General features: G+C 63.5%; 17 protein-coding genes. 16 read left to right on the forward strand and 1 reads right to left on the reverse strand.

Going from position 1 to position 16,301, the window contains the following annotated elements; all coding sequences use genetic code 11:
* The first annotated feature begins 12 nt into the window (after window positions 1-12).
* Window positions 13-1,173 (forward strand): isovaleryl-CoA dehydrogenase, encoded by a 1,161-nt coding sequence (locus RA21_RS00105; protein WP_019296006.1) that lies wholly within the window; start codon window positions 13-15, stop codon window positions 1,171-1,173.
* A 96-nt stretch (window positions 1,174-1,269) separates the two neighbouring features.
* On the opposite strand, the gene RA21_RS00110 is transcribed toward RA21_RS00105, so the two are convergent.
* Window positions 1,270-1,872, reverse strand: a complete 603-nt coding sequence (locus RA21_RS00110; RefSeq protein WP_039145395.1) for an OmpW/AlkL family protein — start codon at window positions 1,870-1,872, stop codon at window positions 1,270-1,272.
* Window positions 1,873-2,021: 149 nt separating this feature from the next.
* Between RA21_RS00110 and RA21_RS00115 the strand changes: the two genes are divergently transcribed.
* The 15 genes from RA21_RS00115 (at window position 2,022) to RA21_RS00185 (ending at window position 16,237) form a co-directional block, all read left to right on the forward strand.
* Entirely contained in the window at window positions 2,022-3,548 is a 1,527-nt protein-coding gene (locus tag RA21_RS00115) for an AMP-binding protein (protein WP_039145398.1), read from the forward strand.
* Entirely contained in the window at window positions 3,548-4,051 is a 504-nt protein-coding gene (locus RA21_RS00120) for a hypothetical protein (protein ID WP_039145400.1), read from the forward strand. The genes RA21_RS00115 and RA21_RS00120 overlap by 1 nt, the downstream gene beginning before the upstream one ends.
* A 100-nt stretch (window positions 4,052-4,151) precedes the next feature.
* Window positions 4,152-5,756 carry a carboxyl transferase domain-containing protein gene (locus tag RA21_RS00125; protein ID WP_039145402.1) on the forward strand — a complete coding sequence of 535 codons (1,605 nt, stop codon included), beginning with the start codon at window positions 4,152-4,154 and terminating at the stop codon, window positions 5,754-5,756.
* 9 nt (window positions 5,757-5,765) lie between these two features.
* On the forward strand, window positions 5,766-7,703 hold the full coding sequence (locus tag RA21_RS00130; RefSeq protein ID WP_039145404.1) for an acetyl-CoA carboxylase biotin carboxylase subunit: 1,938 nt from the start codon (window positions 5,766-5,768) through the stop codon (window positions 7,701-7,703).
* A gap of 78 nt (window positions 7,704-7,781) precedes the next feature.
* Window positions 7,782-8,639 (forward strand): hydroxymethylglutaryl-CoA lyase, encoded by an 858-nt coding sequence (locus RA21_RS00135; RefSeq protein ID WP_039145405.1) that lies wholly within the window; start codon window positions 7,782-7,784, stop codon window positions 8,637-8,639.
* A 20-nt stretch (window positions 8,640-8,659) separates the two neighbouring features.
* A complete protein-coding gene (locus RA21_RS00140) occupies window positions 8,660-9,442 on the forward strand; it encodes a crotonase/enoyl-CoA hydratase family protein (protein WP_039145406.1) in 783 nt (260 codons plus the stop codon).
* Between the two features lie 233 nt (window positions 9,443-9,675).
* Window positions 9,676-10,041: an NADH-quinone oxidoreductase subunit A gene (locus RA21_RS00145; RefSeq protein WP_019295998.1), complete on the forward strand. Its 366-nt coding sequence runs from the start codon at window positions 9,676-9,678 to the stop codon at window positions 10,039-10,041.
* The gene (locus tag RA21_RS00150) at window positions 10,032-10,565 is read left to right on the forward strand and encodes a NuoB/complex I 20 kDa subunit family protein (RefSeq protein ID WP_019295997.1); all 534 of its coding nucleotides are present in this window, start codon (window positions 10,032-10,034) and stop codon (window positions 10,563-10,565) included. Before RA21_RS00145 ends, RA21_RS00150 begins: the two co-directional genes overlap by 10 nt.
* A gap of 18 nt (window positions 10,566-10,583) precedes the next feature.
* Window positions 10,584-11,189 (forward strand): NADH-quinone oxidoreductase subunit C, encoded by a 606-nt coding sequence (locus tag RA21_RS00155; protein ID WP_039145407.1) that lies wholly within the window; start codon window positions 10,584-10,586, stop codon window positions 11,187-11,189.
* Window positions 11,189-12,412, forward strand: coding sequence for an NADH-quinone oxidoreductase subunit D (locus RA21_RS00160; protein ID WP_193386823.1), 1,224 nt, complete (start codon window positions 11,189-11,191; stop codon window positions 12,410-12,412). The genes RA21_RS00155 and RA21_RS00160 overlap by 1 nt, the downstream gene beginning before the upstream one ends.
* Window positions 12,413-12,696: 284 nt before the next feature.
* Entirely contained in the window at window positions 12,697-13,878 is a 1,182-nt protein-coding gene (locus RA21_RS00165) for an NADH-quinone oxidoreductase subunit E (RefSeq protein ID WP_039145409.1), read from the forward strand.
* A 44-nt stretch (window positions 13,879-13,922) separates the two neighbouring features.
* Window positions 13,923-14,150 (forward strand): DUF5337 domain-containing protein, encoded by a 228-nt coding sequence (locus RA21_RS00170; protein WP_019295993.1) that lies wholly within the window; start codon window positions 13,923-13,925, stop codon window positions 14,148-14,150.
* Window positions 14,151-14,156: 6 nt separating this feature from the next.
* Window positions 14,157-15,455, forward strand: coding sequence for an NADH-quinone oxidoreductase subunit NuoF (gene nuoF / locus RA21_RS00175; protein ID WP_039145411.1), 1,299 nt, complete (start codon window positions 14,157-14,159; stop codon window positions 15,453-15,455).
* Window positions 15,456-15,458: 3 nt separating this feature from the next.
* Entirely contained in the window at window positions 15,459-15,875 is a 417-nt protein-coding gene (locus RA21_RS00180) for an MAPEG family protein (RefSeq protein ID WP_039145413.1), read from the forward strand.
* A gap of 2 nt (window positions 15,876-15,877) precedes the next feature.
* The gene (locus RA21_RS00185; RefSeq protein ID WP_237754595.1) at window positions 15,878-16,237 is read left to right on the forward strand and encodes a hypothetical protein; all 360 of its coding nucleotides are present in this window, start codon (window positions 15,878-15,880) and stop codon (window positions 16,235-16,237) included.
* Window positions 16,238-16,301 lie beyond the last annotated feature (64 nt).

Below are 16,301 nucleotides of genomic sequence, written 5' to 3' on the forward strand. Positions count from 1 at the left end.
AGGATCTGCGGGATGTTCAACGCAAGCATGACTTTCGATCTTGGTGAGGACGTGAACGCGCTGCGCGATGTGGTTCACCGCTGGGCGCAGGAGCGCGTCAAGCCGATGGCGCAGGAAATCGACCAGAAGAACGAATTCCCGGCGGAGCTGTGGAAAGAGATGGGTGAGCTGGGTCTCCTGGGAATCACAGTGCCGGAAGAATTCGGCGGCGCCGGCATGTCCTACCTGGCCCATACCGTCGCGATTGAGGAGATCGCCCGTGCCAGCGCGTCCGTGTCGCTGTCCTACGGCGCGCATTCCAACCTCTGCGTCAACCAGATCAAGCTGAACGGCAACGCCGAGCAGAAAGCGAAATACCTGCCGCGGCTGCTGTCCGGCGAACACGTCGGCGCGCTGGCAATGTCCGAGGCGGGCGCGGGCTCCGACGTGGTGTCGATGAGCCTGCGCGCGGAAAAGCGCAACGATCACTTCCGCCTGAACGGCAACAAGTACTGGATCACCAACGGCCCCGACGCCGATACCCTGGTGGTCTACGCCAAGACCGATCCGGAAGCGGGCTCCAAGGGCATTACCGCCTTCCTGATCGAAAAGGAGTTCAAAGGCTTCTCCACCTCCAAGCATTTCGATAAGCTGGGGATGCGCGGCTCCAATACGGCTGAGCTGGTGTTTGAAGACGTGGAAGTCCCTTTCGAAAACATCCTGGGCGAAGAGGGCAAGGGCGTGCGCGTGCTGATGTCCGGCTTGGATTACGAACGCGTTGTGCTGGCTGGCATCGGTACCGGCATCATGGCCGCCTGCATGGACGAGATGATGCCCTACATGAAAGAGCGCAAGCAGTTCGGTCAGCCGATCGGGAACTTCCAGCTGATGCAGGCCAAGATCGCTGACATGTACACGGCGATGAACACCGCCCGGGCTTATGTCTATGAGGTTGCCAAGTCCTGCGACAAGGGCACCGTGACCCGTCAGGACGCCGCAGCCTGCTGCCTGTACGCGTCTGAGGTTGCGATGACTCAGGCCCATCAGGCGGTGCAGGCCTTTGGCGGCGCGGGCTACCTGTCCGACAACCCGGTGGGCCGCATCTTCCGCGATGCCAAGCTGATGGAGATCGGCGCGGGCACCAGCGAAATCCGCCGGATGCTGATCGGCCGCGAGCTGATGGGCACCATGTAAAAACAAAAAACCCGCGCATCCCAAGGGGCGCGCGGGGCTGAAACAGGCCCGGCGGCACGAGGCCAGCCGCCAGGCCGTAACCGGACCCTCTAAGGATCAGAAGCGGTGCACGTAAGCGAAGTTCACGACAACCGGGTCAATCTCTGCGGTGCCGATGCCGGCGCCGTTCAGGGTTGCGTCGGTGTCGATGTCCATCCAGCGGACGTTGAACCGCAGCGCGCCATTGTCGGAGATCTGGTAGTCGGCACCGGCGTTCACTGCGACGCCAAAGCTGTCGTCCAGCTTGAGCGTGCCAAGCGCGGTCTCTTCCTCAAAGAAGGTGGTGTAGTTCAGGCCAAGGCCGAGAAACGGCTTGATCACACCTTGGGTGGGGAAGTGGTAGTTGACCGACAGGGTCGGCGGCAGCTGCTTGGCAGACGCCGCGTAGGCGCCGTTCAGGTTGATGTCATGCTCAAACGGCGAGGCCGCCAGCAGCTCGACGCCCCAGTTGTCGCGGAAGAAGTATTCGACGGTCAGCGACAGCGCGGTGCCGTCATCAATGTCAGCCAGCGCGCCGGCCAGGGTGCCGTTGCCGGATTTCGGGTTCACGTTGGCGATGCCGACGCCAACGGTCCAGTCGCCCTGCTCCTGGGCAAGGGCAGGGGCGGCCATTGCGGCCAGGGCGGAGGTCAGCGCAAGCGCGGAAACCATGCGTTTCATGGGGTGCGTCCCTTTTCTTGTGTTTACCCGGCAGTGATGCACCCGCAGGCGGCTGAAAACTCTGATCTGAGTCAAAGCTGTCCGGTGCTACCTGTTGAAAACACAGCAAAATGCCGCATAGCCGCTATGCGTTTCAGGAATGTCTAAATATGCATGTTGAACGTAACATTCTGGGGTTTCGCGCAGACGGCAGCTGGGACATGCCAGAGCATCTCAACATGGCGGCGCAATGCCTGGCGCAGCCAGCCGATGCGCTGGCACTGATTGACATGACCGGCCCCGCGCGCCGGGACATTACTTATGGCGAACTGGCGGCAATGACAGACGGGCTGGCGCGCTATCTGCTCACCCGCATCCAGCCGGGCGACCGCGTGGGCGTGCTTCTCAGCCAGTCGCCCTGGTGCGCCGCCGCGCATCTGGCGGTGTGGAAGGCTGGCGGCATTTCGGTGCCGCTGTTCAAGCTGTTCAAACACGATGCGCTGGCCTCGCGCGCCGGCGACGCGGGCCTGCGGTTTGTTATCACCGATGCCGAGGGCGCGGAGCTGCTGGGGGATCTGGCCGAGGCCGTGATGGCCGACACAGCCGGGATTGACGGCGGCCCGGTGCCTTTCGCGGACACCACCCCGGAAACCCCTGCTGTTCTGATCTACACCTCCGGCACCACCGGCAGCCCCAAAGGCGCGCTGCACGGACACCGGGTGCTGACCGGCCATCTGCCGGGTGTCTCCATCAGCCACGACCACCTCGGCCAGCCCGGCGATGTCCTCTGGACCCCTGCGGACTGGGCCTGGATCGGCGGTCTGTTCGACGTGCTGATGCCGGGTCTGGCACTGGGTGTACCAGTGGTGGCCGCGCGGCTGGAAAAGTTCACACCCGAAGCCTGCGCGGATCTGATCGCCAAGGCCGGTGTCCGCAACATCTTCTTCCCGCCCACCGCGCTGCGGATGCTCAAGGCTGCGGGGCAGGGGCTCGACGGCCTGCGTTCCGTTGCCAGCGGCGGAGAGCCCCTGGGCGCGGAGATGCTCGCCTGGGGCCGGCGGCAGCTGGGCGTGACCATTAACGAGTTTTACGGCCAGACCGAATGCAACATGGTGGCCTCCTCCTGTGCCGCAGATTTCGAGCCGCGCCCGGGCTGCATCGGCAAGGCGGTGCTGGGGCATGATCTGGCGGTAATTGACGCGGCAGGCGACCCCACGGAGGATGAGGGCGATGTTGCCATCCGCCGCGGCTCGGCTTCGATGCTGCTGGAATACTGGAACCGGCCCGAGGAGACGGCGGCCAAGTTCCGCAAGGACTGGCTTGTAACCGGCGACCGCGGCATCTGGGAGGGCGACTACCTGCGCTTTGTCGGCCGCGAGGATGATGTGATCACCTCGGGCGGCTACCGTATCGGCCCGGCAGAGATCGAGGATTGCCTGCTTACTCATCCGGCGGTGGCCACAGTGGGGGTGGTGGGCAAGCCCGACCCCCTGCGCACCGAGATCGTCAAGGCCTATGTGGTGCTGAAACCCGGCGCCGCGGCCTCCGAGAGGGAACTGCAGGACTACGTCAAGGACCGGCTCGCACATTATTCCTACCCGCGCGAAGTGGCGTTCCTGGATGCGCTGCCGATGACGGTGACCGGCAAGGTGATCCGCAAGGAGCTGAAGGCGCAGGCGGCGGGGGAGGTGAGCTGATGAAACAGCCGGTCCTTTCCGTTGTTGCAGCCTGTGCTTGCGCTTTGGGCGCGTCCTTTCCTCTTACTGCGGCAGGTGAGGAGACCCCCGTTTTTGATACAGCCGGTTTTCTGAGCGCTTGCGCCAGCTTTGTCCCCGATGTCGGCTTTGCGGTTCCCATGGACACTCAATGCGTCTCGCAGGCCGTCCGCATGTGTAACATGAGCCAAGAAAACAAAGCTTTACAGTACTGCGTTGACAGCGCCGCGGCGTGGTTGGAGGCGGATGGAGAGCGCATCGTTAGCCAGATGCCCGGCTTCGACAAAAGTGTTCTTGATGACAACGGGCCTGCAGGTCTGTCCCTGCCCATACCTGCTTTGGGTGACGCTCCCGATTGTACCAAGATTTCAGACCCCAATTTGCCTTCCGAAGTAGTGTGCCGCTATTCGGAGGCACTTTCAGAATGGCTCAAACTAAGAGTTCTGATGCGCAGTGAGGATATGACCGGGGAGGCAAGCCAATGACCCCAGGTGTTGCATACCCGGCGTACGCTGCCCCAACCGGAATGAAAGATATTTCCCGTATAACGGGACACAGCCTAACCCCTACAATGGGAGAGTGGACATGAAACTCACATCCAAGGCGATGCCCTCCTCGGACGGCTTCAAGCAGAACCGCGAGGCGCATCTGGACGCGCTTGCGCAGATCAGCGAGGCGGCTGAGGCCGCGCGCATGGGCGGCGGCGAGAAATCCCGCGCCCGCCACGAAAGCCGCGGCAAGATGCTGCCGCGCCGCCGGGTGGCGAACCTGCTGGACCCCGGCTCCCCGTTCCTGGAGATCGGCGCCACCGCGGCGCATGCCATGTATGACGGTGCCGCGCCCGCAGCGGGCGTGATCGCGGGCATCGGCCGGGTGCACGGGCAGGAGGTGATGGTGGTCTGCAACGACGCCACCGTGAAGGGCGGCACCTATTACCCGATGACGGTCAAGAAACACCTGCGCGCGCAGGAGGTCGCCGAGGAAAACCATCTGCCCTGCATCTATCTGGTCGACAGCGGCGGCGCCAACCTGCCCAACCAGGACGAGGTCTTCCCCGACCGCGACCACTTCGGGCGCATCTTTTACAACCAGGCCCGGATGTCGGCCAAGGGCATCGCGCAGATCGCGGTGGTCATGGGCTCCTGCACCGCGGGCGGCGCCTATGTGCCGGCGATGTCGGATGTCACCATCATCGTGAAGGAGCAGGGCACCATCTTCCTGGCCGGCCCGCCGCTGGTGAAGGCTGCCACGGGCGAGGTCGTCAGCGCCGAGGACCTGGGCGGCGGCGATGTGCACACGCGCCTCTCAGGCGTGGCGGATTATCTGGCCGAGGATGACGCTCATGCGCTGGCGCTGGCGCGGCGCGCGGTGCAGTCGCTGAACATCACCAAGCCGCTGACTGTGAACTGGGCAAGTCCCGAGGAGCCCGCCTACGATCCTGAGGAAATCCTCGGCGTGGTGCCGGGCGACCTGCGCACGCCTTATGACATCCGCGAGGTGATCGCACGGCTGGTCGACGGCTCCCGCTTTGATGAGTTCAAGCCGCGCTTTGGCGAAACCCTGGTGACCGGCTTTGCCCACCTCAAGGGCTGCCCCATCGGCATCATCGCCAACAACGGGGTGCTGTTCTCCGAAGCCGCCCAGAAAGGCGCGCATTTCGTGGAACTGTGCAGCCAGCGCAAGATCCCGCTGGTGTTCCTGCAGAACATCACTGGCTTCATGGTCGGCCGGAAGTACGAAAACGAGGGCATCGCGCGTCACGGCGCCAAGATGGTGACGGCGGTGGCGACCACCAATGTGCCGAAGGTGACCATGCTGGTCGGCGGCTCCTTCGGTGCCGGCAACTACGGCATGTCGGGCCGCGCCTATTCCCCGCGCTTCCTGTGGACCTGGCCGAATTCCCGCATCTCGGTGATGGGCGGCGAGCAGGCTGCAGGCGTGCTGGCGACGGTGAAACGCGACGCCATCGAACGCCAGGGCGGCAGCTGGAGCACCGGGGAAGAAGCTGAGTTCAAGCGCCCCACTATCGAGATGTTCGAGGAGCAGAGCCACCCGCTTTATGCCTCCGCCCGCCTCTGGGATGACGGCATCATCGACCCGCGCAAATCCCGCGACGTGCTGGCCTTGTCGCTGAGCGCCGCCCTGAATGCCCCGATCGAAGACACGCGCTTCGGCGTCTTCCGGATGTGAGGATCTCCCATGTTTGACAAAATCCTGATTGCCAACCGCGGAGAGATTGCCTGCCGCGTGATGGAAACCGCCCGCGCCATGGGGGTGCGGACCGTGGCTGTTTACTCCGACGCCGATGCTGCCTCCAAACATGTGGCGCTGGCGGATGAGGCCGTGCATATCGGCGGCCCGGCCCCGGCGGACAGCTATTTGAAGGGCGACGAGATCATCCGCGTCGCACAGGAAACCGGCGCCCAGGCGATTCACCCGGGCTACGGCTTCCTGTCGGAAAACCCGAAATTCGTCGAGGCGGTGGAGGCTGCGGGCCTGACCTTTATTGGCCCCTCGGCGGATGCGATCCGCAAGATGGGCCTTAAGGACGCTGCCAAGGCGCTGATGGAGGAGGCCGGCGTGCCGGTGGTGCCGGGCTATCACGGCACCAACCAGGACCCGGAGTTCCTGGCCGGCGAGGCGGAGAAGATCGGCTATCCGGTGCTGATCAAGGCGGTTGCCGGCGGCGGCGGCAAGGGGATGCGGCTGGTTGAAAAGCCTGCCGAATTTGCCGATGCCCTGAAAAGTGCCCAGGGCGAGGCTACCACAGCCTTCGGCAACCCGGATGTCTTGATTGAGAAGTACATCCAGCAGCCCCGGCATATCGAGGTGCAGGTCTTTGGCGACGGGACCCACGCGGTGCATCTGTTCGAGCGCGACTGCTCGCTGCAGCGCCGCCATCAGAAGGTGATCGAGGAAGCCCCCGCGCCGGGCATGACCGCGGAAATGCGCGAGGCGATGGGCCAGGCCGGCGTGCGTGCGGCCGAAGCCATCGGCTACAAGGGCGCAGGCACGGTAGAGTTCATCGTCGACGGTTCTGACGGGCTGCGCACGGACGGGTTCTGGTTCATGGAAATGAACACACGCCTGCAGGTGGAGCATCCGGTAACGGAGCTGATCACCGGTGTTGACCTGGTGGAATGGCAGCTGCGGGTGGCCTCGGGCGAGAGCCTGCCTGCCAAGCAGGAAGACCTCACCATCACCGGCCACGCATTTGAGGCGCGGCTTTATGCCGAGGACGTGCCCAAGGGCTTCCTGCCCGCAACCGGCACGCTGACCCATCTGTCCTTCCCGGCAGAGGCCCGCGCCGACAGCGGTGTGCGGGCAGGGGACACCATTAGTCCCTGGTACGACCCGATGATTTCCAAGGTGATCGTGCATGGCTCCACCCGCAAGGTGGCGCTGTCGCGGCTGGCCCGCGCGCTGGAGGAAACGCAAGTTGGCGGAACCGTCACCAACCTGGCCTTCCTTGGCGCACTGGCGGCGCATGAGGGGTTTGCCAATGGCGAGGTAGACACCGGCCTGATTGCTCGCGATCTGGACGCGCTGACCGCGGCGCCGGTGGTGGAGCTGCGCCACAAGGCGGCGGCCGGCATGGTGGCGCTGGATCTGGTGGAGGCCGCAGTGGACACCGGCTTTACCCTTTGGGCGCCATTGCACCGGGCTGTCACCCTGTCCCATGCGGGCGAGGAGTTCACGGCGGATGTGCAGGTGGACGGGCCGGACCGGCAGCTTTGGACCATTGATGGCGAAACTGTCGTGGCCGAACGCAGCCAGGGCCAATGGCGCATTGGTGAGCGCCGGATGCCTGCGGTTTCTCAGTCGGGAACGCTGATCACCGTGCATGATGCCTATGGGCTGGAGTTCACCGCGATAGACCCGCTGGACCGCGATGCGGCCGCGGGCGGCGACAGCAACGTCATCGAGGCCCCGATGCCCGGTCTGGTCAAAGCGGTCTTTGCCGAGGCCAGTCAGGCGGTGAAAGAGGGCGACCGGCTTGCGATTCTGGAAGCGATGAAGATGGAGCACTCGCTTCTGGCGGCCCGCGACGGCGTGGTGGCCGAGGTTCTGGCTGCTGCCGGCGACCAGGTTGAGGCTGGCGCGGCGCTGGTGCGGCTGGAAGAAGAAGACGGCTGACCCGGGTCCGGGGCGGCACGCCTGCCGTCCCCGCTGCGGTTTGAGTATTTTTGGAAAGATGAAGCCGGAGGGCATTCCATGGGTGAATTTGCCGAAATCTTCGAGGTTGGCCCGCGCGACGGGCTGCAGAATGAAAAGCGCGAGATACCGGTTGCGGAAAAGGTGGCGCTGACCGACTGCCTGAGCCGCGCCGGGTTCAAGCGTATCGAAGTGGCCAGCTTCGTCTCGCCCAAATGGGTGCCTCAGATGGCGGGCAGCGCGGAGGTGCTGGCCGGAATAACCCGCGCCCCCGGTGTGCGCTATGCGGCGCTCACTCCCAACATGCGCGGCTACGAGGATGCGGTGGCTGCCAAGGCGGACGAGATTGCGGTCTTTGCCTCCGCTTCCGAAGGATTTTCCAAGGCCAACATCAATGCCACCATCGAGGAAAGCATCACCCGCTTCCTGCCCATTCTTGACGCGGCCAAGGAGATCGGCCTGCCGGTCCGGGGTTATGTCTCCTGCGTGACCGACTGCCCCTATGATGGGGCCACCCCGCCCCAGAAGGTGGCAGAGGTGGCCGAACGGCTGTTCTCGCTTGGCTGTTACGAGATTTCGCTGGGCGACACCATCGGGCAGGGCACACCGGAGGCGATCACTGCGATGCTCAAGGCAGTCACTGCGCGGGTGCCCGCGGCACAGCTGGCAGGCCACTACCACGATACCGCGGGCCGGGCGCTTGACAATATCGAGGCGTCGCTGGCGCAGGGTGTGCGGGTGTTTGATGCGGCCGTGGGCGGCTTGGGCGGCTGCCCCTATGCGCCGGGCGCGGCGGGCAATGTGGCAACGGAAGCGGTGCACAAGCGCCTAACGGAATTGGGCTATAACACTGGGCTGAACGCAGATGTGCTGGAAGAGGCCGCAGCACTCGCCCGGGCCATGCGCGGCCTGCAGTAAGAATTCAGCGGAGACACAAGATGTTCGAGACAATCACCCTGGACACCGACGCCCGCGGCGTCTGCACCCTGACCCTGAACCGGGCCGAGAAGCACAACGCCATGTCCGGCCAGATGCTGCAGGAACTTACCCTGGCGGCAAAGCGGCTGGCCGAGGATGACACGGTCCGGGTGGTGGTGCTGACCGGTGCTGGCAAAAGCTTTTGCGCAGGCGGCGACCTCGCTTGGATGCGGGCGCAGATGGATGCCGATGCCGAAACCCGTGCGCGCGAGGCGCGGGTGCTGGCGGAGATGCTGATGGCGCTCAACACCCTGCCGAAGCCGCTGATCGGCGCGGTGCAGGGCAACGCCTTCGGTGGCGGTGTCGGAATGGCGTCGGTTTGCGACGTCGCCATTGGCGCGGATCATCTGAAGATGGGGCTGACCGAGACCAAGCTGGGGCTGATTCCCGCCACCATCGGCCCCTATGTCATCGCCCGCATGGGCGAAGCCAAGGCGCGCCGGGTGTTCATGTCGGCGCGCCTGTTCGGTGCGGCAGAGGCCGTGGAGCTGGGTTTGCTGGCCAAGGCGGTGCCCGCTGAGCAGCTGGGTGAGGCGGTCGAGGCAGAGGTCGCGCCCTACCTGAACTGTGCTCCCGGGGCGGTGGCAGCGGCCAAGAAGCTGGCCCGCGATCTGGGGCCGCAGCTGGATGACAGCGTGATCGACCATACAATCAAGGCGCTTGTGGAGCGCTGGGAAGGGCCGGAGGCAGGCGAGGGGATCGCGGCGTTCTTTGAAAAACGCAAACCGGCATGGCAAAGCTGAAAAGCGGCATATCTGACTCACGTTTTCATGGCGGCTGCAGTTCCCCCTGCGGCCGCTTTTCTTATGAAAACGCTAGGGAATTATCCCTGTGTTGCAACAGTGCTTTTTCTATCCAAACCCCTGTGGATTAACCTCGCTTTAGTTGACGCTCCCCGGGCACGGGGGTATGCACAGTCCAAATCAACACGCCAATTGACGCCGCGCGGAAATCCGCCCGGGGAAAGGAGCTGCTCTTGGAAGAGATGTTGAGGGAATACCTGCCTATTCTGGTCTTCCTGGCCGTCGCGGCAGGTTTGGGGATTGTCCTTATCCTGGCAGCCGTCGTCCTGGCGGTCCGCAACCCGGACCCGGAAAAGGTCAGCGCCTATGAATGCGGTTTCAACGCTTTTGACGATGCCCGCATGAAATTCGATGTCCGGTTCTACCTGGTCTCGATTCTCTTCATCATTTTCGACCTGGAAATCGCTTTCCTGTTCCCTTGGGCTGTCGGTTTCAAGGACATCAGCGACCTCGGCTTCTGGTCGATGATGGTGTTCCTGGGGGTGCTGACCATCGGCTTTGCCTATGAATGGAAGAAAGGGGCCCTGGAATGGCAGTGATGACCGGACCCAATACGGCGGGCGTGGACAAGGAAGTTGTCACCCGGGCCATCAATGCCGAGCTTCAGGACAAGGGTTTCCTGCTCACCTCGGCTGAGGACATCATCAACTGGGCGCGCACCGGCTCCTTGCACTGGATGACCTTTGGTCTCGCCTGCTGCGCGGTGGAGATGATGCACACTTCGATGCCGCGTTATGATGCCGAACGTTTCGGCATCGCGCCGCGCGCCTCGCCGCGCCAGTCGGACGTGATGATCGTTGCGGGCACCCTCACCAACAAGATGGCGCCGGCCCTGCGCAAGGTCTACGACCAGATGCCCGAGCCGCGTTACGTGATTTCGATGGGCTCCTGCGCCAACGGCGGCGGCTATTACCACTACAGCTACTCCGTGGTGCGCGGCTGCGACCGGGTTGTGCCGGTCGACGTCTATGTGCCCGGCTGCCCGCCGACGGCTGAGGCGCTGCTTTATGGCCTGATGCAGCTGCAGCGCAAGATCCGCCGCACCGGCACCCTGGTGCGCTAAGGAGGGGGCGGAGACAACATGAGCGAAGCACTGAAAGAACTGGGCGCCCAGATCGAAGCCAAACGCCCCGATTGCGTGGTGGCCTGGGATGTGTCCTTTGATGAGCTGAACATCGACGTTACACCCTCGAACATCGCCGGTCTGGTGGAGTTTCTGAAGCTGGACGCCAACTGCAAGTTTTCGACCCTGGTGGACATCACCGCGGTGGATTACCCCGACCGCGCCAAGCGGTTCGACGTGGTCTACCACTTCCTGTCGATGTACCGGAACCAGCGCATCCGCCTGCGCGCCGCGGTGCGCGAAGATGAGATGGTGCCCTCGATCGTGGATGTGCACCCCTCGGCCAACTGGTTCGAGCGGGAAGTCTACGACATGTTCGGCATCCTGTTCTCCGGCCACCCGGACCTGCGCCGCCTGCTGACCGACTATGGCTTCCGCGGCTACCCGCTGCGCAAGGATTTCCCGACCACCGGTTACACCGAGGTCCGTTTTGACGAGGCGCAGAAGCGCGTGGTCTATGAGCCGGTGAAGCTGGTGCAGGAATACCGTCAGTTTGATTTCATGTCCCCGTGGGAAGGTGCCGAATACATCCTGCCTGGTGACGAGAAGGAGGGGGCGCAATGATGGACGGCTCCAAATTTGACGACGGCAGCGTCGACGCGCTGAGCGGCGAGCAGAAGATCCGCAACTTCAACATCAACTTCGGCCCGCAGCACCCTGCCGCGCATGGGGTTTTGCGTCTGGTGCTCGAACTCGACGGCGAGATCGTCGAGCGCTGCGACCCGCATATCGGCCTGCTGCACCGCGGCACCGAAAAGCTGATGGAAAGCCGCACCTACCTGCAGAACCTGCCGTATTTCGACCGCCTCGATTACGTGGCGCCGATGAACCAGGAACACGCCTGGTGTCTGGCCATCGAAAAGCTGACCGGCACCGAGGTGCCGCGCCGCGGCCAGCTGATCCGGGTGCTGTATTCGGAAATCGGCCGGGTGCTGAACCACCTGCTCAACGTCACCACGCAGGCGATGGACGTCGGCGCGCTGACCCCGCCGCTGTGGGGCTTTGAAGAGCGTGAAAAGCTGATGATCTTTTACGAGCGGGCCTGCGGCGCGCGCCTGCACGCGGCCTATTTCCGCCCCGGCGGCGTGCATCAGGATCTGCCGGACGAGCTGCTGGATGATATCGACCTCTGGGCAATGGAATTCCCCAAGGTGCTGGACGATATCGACGGTCTCCTGACCGAAAACCGCATTTTCAAGCAGCGCAACTGCGACATCGGTGTGGTGACTGAGAAGGACATCCAGGAATACGGCTTCTCCGGCGTCATGGTGCGCGGCTCCGGCCTCGCCTGGGACCTGCGCCGCGCGCAGCCCTATGAATGCTATGACGAGTTCGAATTCCAGGTGCCCGTCGGCAAGAACGGCGACTGCTACGACCGTTATCTCTGCCGGATGGAAGAGATGCGCCAGTCGACCTCGATCATCCGCCAGGCGATTGCCAAGCTGCGCGAAGCCACCGGCGATGTGCTGGCCCGCGGCAAGCTGACCCCGCCCAAGCGCGGCGACATGAAGACCTCGATGGAAAGCCTGATCCACCATTTCAAGCTGTACACCGAAGGTTTCCACGTCCCGGCGGGCGAGGTTTACGCCGCCGTCGAGGCGCCCAAGGGCGAGTTCGGCGTCTATCTGGTGGCGGACGGGTCCAACAAACCCTACCGCTCCAAGATCCGCGCGCCCGGGTTCCTGCATCTGCAGGCGATGGACCACGTTGCCAAGGGCCACCAGCTGGCCGACGTCGCCGCTATCATCGGCACCATGGACGTTGTGTTCGGGGAGATTGACAGGTGACCTCTGCCAAACTTGTCGAGTGTACAGAACACGGTCAGGTTCCGCCTGCCTTCGTATGTTCTCACCTCGTGTCGAGTCTTCGAGACGGGAAGGTCAGGGGTGTTTCCTGGCTAAGAGACGATGAAGGTCTAATAAACGCCTGGTGCGACGGTTGCGATGAATTTCTCCTGAGCCGCGGCGGAGAGTGGAATGACGAAACCGAAGGCTATGCAAAAATCACTCTGATATGTGAATCCTGCTTTGACCGGCTTCGTGAAACAAATCCGACGAAGGATGTGAACTAAATGCTCCGCCGTTTGCACCACGAACAACCCGACAGCTTTGCCTTCACCCCGGCCAACCAGGCCTGGGCAGAGGCGCAGATCACCAAATATCCTGAGGGCCGCCAGGCCTCTGCGGTCATTCCGCTTTTGTGGCGTGCGCAGGAGCAGGAAGGCTGGGTCACCAAACCCGCGATTGAGCACATCGCCGATATGCTCGGCATGGCCTATATCCGGGTGCTGGAGGTTTGCTCCTTCTACTTCATGTTCCAGATGCAACCGACGGGGTCCGTTGCCAATATCCAGATCTGCGGCACCACGTCCTGCATGATCTGCGGGGCTGAGGATCTGGTTGCCGTCTGCAAGGAAAAGATTGCCGAGAAGCCGCACACATTGTCGGCGGACGGCAAGTTCACCTGGGAAGAGGTCGAGTGCCTTGGCGCCTGCACCAACGCCCCGATGGCGCAGATCGGCAAGGATTACTACGAAGACCTGACCGTCGAGAGCTTCACCAGGCTTCTGGACGATCTGGCCGCAGGCAAGGTGGTTGCGCCGGGCCCGCAGAACGGCCGGTACGCGGCTGAGCCGAAATCGGGTCTGACTTCGCTGACCGAGTTTGACAGCGGCAAGACGCAGTACAACGCAAGCGCGCAGCTGGCGATGGATATCAAGGATGGTGTCAAGCGCATCCAGGGCGATGAAGTGCCGCTGCTGACCCCCTGGGTCGGCAAGGACGGCGTTGTTGCCGGCCGCGCTGCCGAAGGCCAGCCGCCGAAAGCCCCCGAGGCGCCCAAACCTGCTGTGAAGCAGGCGGAAGAAGCCGCCAAGGCCGCGCCGAAGAAGTCCGCCGCGGCTGAGCCCGCTTCGCCGGAAGGTGCTGCGGCTAAGCCTGAAGACGCTGCGGGAGAGGAAACCAAGCCGCTGGTGCTGAAAGAGGCCCTGGGCGGCCTGCCGGATGACCTGAAGCTGCTGAAGGGTGTTGGCCCGAAGCTGGAAGAGAAGCTTAACAGCCTTGGGTTCTTCCACTTCGAGCAGATTGCCGATTGGACCGAGGCTGAAGTCGCCTGGGTCGATGCGCGGCTCAAGTTCAAGGGCCGCATCACCCGCGACGGCTGGATCGAACAGGCCAAGCGGCTGCAGGTGGGCGATGAGACTGAATTTGCCAAACGCGCCAAGGCGGAAGGCATCTACAAAGACGACGAGTAACGGGCGGCGGCCCGGCCGGGCCGCTTCCTGGCGATAGGGAACAGATGAGCAAGGAACAGGACCAGGCCATTGCAGCAAAGGGCCGGCACATCGCATTGGTGATCGCCGGGACGATTTCGCTGTGGATCGTGGTCTCGCTGTTCATTGGCCCCATGCTGGGGCTGCCGGGGCGCTATGCGCTTTTGTTCGACTTCGCCGCGCTGGCGGGCATGATCTATGCCCTGGTCAACATATTTCAACTCTGGCGCATGCGCCGGGACAGCCAAAGGTAGGCACACATGCTGAAGGATCAGGACCGGATCTTTACCAACCTTTACGGGATGCACGAGCGCACACTGGCGGGCGCCAAGGCGCGCGGCCATTGGGACGGCACGGCCGGCATCATCGAAAAGGGCCGCGACTGGATCATTCAGACCATGAAGGACAGCGGTTTGCGCGGCCGTGGCGGCGCTGGCTTCCCGACCGGCCTCAAGTGGTCCTTCATGCCCAAGGAAAGCGACGGCCGCCCGGCATATCTGGTGATCAACGCCGATGAATCCGAGCCCGGCACCTGCAAGGACCGCGAGATCATGCGCCACGATCCGCACACGCTGATCGAGGGCGCGCTGATCGCCTCCTTCGCGATGAACGCGCATACCTGCTACATCTACCTGCGCGGCGAATACATCCGCGAGCGCGAGGCGCTGCAGGCCGCCATCGACGAATGCTATGACAAGGGCCTGTTGGGCAAGAACGCCGCTGGCTCCGGCTGGGACTTCGACGTTTTCCTGCACCACGGGGCAGGGGCCTATATCTGCGGCGAAGAAACCGCGCTGATCGAAAGCCTTGAAGGCAAGAAGGGCATGCCCCGGATGAAGCCGCCGTTCCCGGCAGGCGCGGGCCTTTACGGCTGCCCGACCACTGTGAACAACGTGGAGAGCATCGCGGTTGTGCCGACCATCCTGCGCCGCGGCGCCGACTGGTTTGCCTCCTTCGGGCGCCAGAACAACGCCGGCACCAAGCTGTTTGCGATCTCCGGCCACGTCAACAACCCCTGTGTTGTCGAAGAAGCGATGTCGATCGGGTTCGAGGAACTGATCGAGAAGCATTGCGGCGGCATCCGCGGCGGTTGGGACAACCTGCTGGCGGTGATCCCCGGCGGCTCCTCCGTCCCCTGCGTGCGCGGCGAGAACATGCGCGACGCGATCATGGACTTCGACTACCTGCGCGGCGAACTGGGCTCCGGCCTCGGCACCGCGGCGGTGATCGTGATGGACAAGCAGACCGACATCATCAAGGCGATCTGGCGCCTGTCCAAGTTCTACAAGCACGAGAGCTGCGGCCAGTGCACGCCCTGCCGCGAAGGCACCGGCTGGATGATGCGCGTCATGGACCGCCTGGTGAAGGGCGAGGCCGAGCTGGAAGAAATCGACATGCTGTGGGACGTGACCAAACAGGTCGAGGGCCACACCATCTGCGCCCTTGGCGACGCGGCGGCCTGGCCGATCCAGGGTCTGATCAAGAACTTCCGCGAGGAAATCGAGGACCGCATCCGGGCCCAGAAGACCGGGCGCATGGGCGCGATGGCGGCGGAATAACTGATGGACGCCTTTGCCGCATATTCCCACGCTCTGGCCGCGCTGGTGATCTTTACCCTGATCACCCTGGCGCTGTCGCCGTTTTCGGCGCTGGCCAAGCAGAAGGCGGGTCTCGCACCGGGGGCCACGCCGCGGGAGGACTATGCGGAAAAGGCCTACCGGCTGAACCGGGCCTATCTGAACGGCTGCGAGACGCTGCCGGCCTTCCTGACTGTGACACTGGTGGCAGTCCTGACGGGCGCGGCGGCGTTCTGGGTGAACCTGCTGGCCTCGCTGGCGGTGGTGTCCCGGGTCATCATGATTTTCATTCACCTGCAGGGCATCGGCAAACCGCACAGCGGCCCGCGCTCTGTTTTCTACGTTCTCGGCTGGGCCTGCATGGCGGGTCTGGCGATCCTGGCATTGGCGGCAGTATTTTGAGCATGATGAAGACATACCGGATGGCCGTGCCTGCGGCTTGCCTGGCGGCTCTGGCGCTGGTTTCGGCCTGCGGAACCTCCGTCACCAACAAGAACCGCGAATTGTATGACGGCGTGCCCTTCAAGGCGAAGGCCAAGCCGATCGACAAGAAAACCAACCCCGCAGTGTTCCAGATCGATATCAAGGGTGTTGACCGGTCCGTCAAAGGCGCGCGCGAAGCGGCGGCCCACAGTGGCACCAAATACTGCGTGGCCACCTATGGCTCGTCTGACATCGAATGGGCAAATGACCCGCGCAATGAGGACGTTCCGTTGACCATCACCGATGGCCGCGCTGTGTTCCAGGGGACTTGCACCCCGTGAGCGGATTTCCGGCATATCAGGGCCTTGCGGCCCGGCTGCTATTGCATAGCAGCAGCGTGCGCCT

Origin of the sequence: Leisingera sp. ANG-DT, assembly GCF_000813785.1 — a bacterium.
In the GTDB taxonomy this organism is placed as follows: Bacteria; Pseudomonadota; Alphaproteobacteria; order Rhodobacterales; family Rhodobacteraceae; genus Leisingera.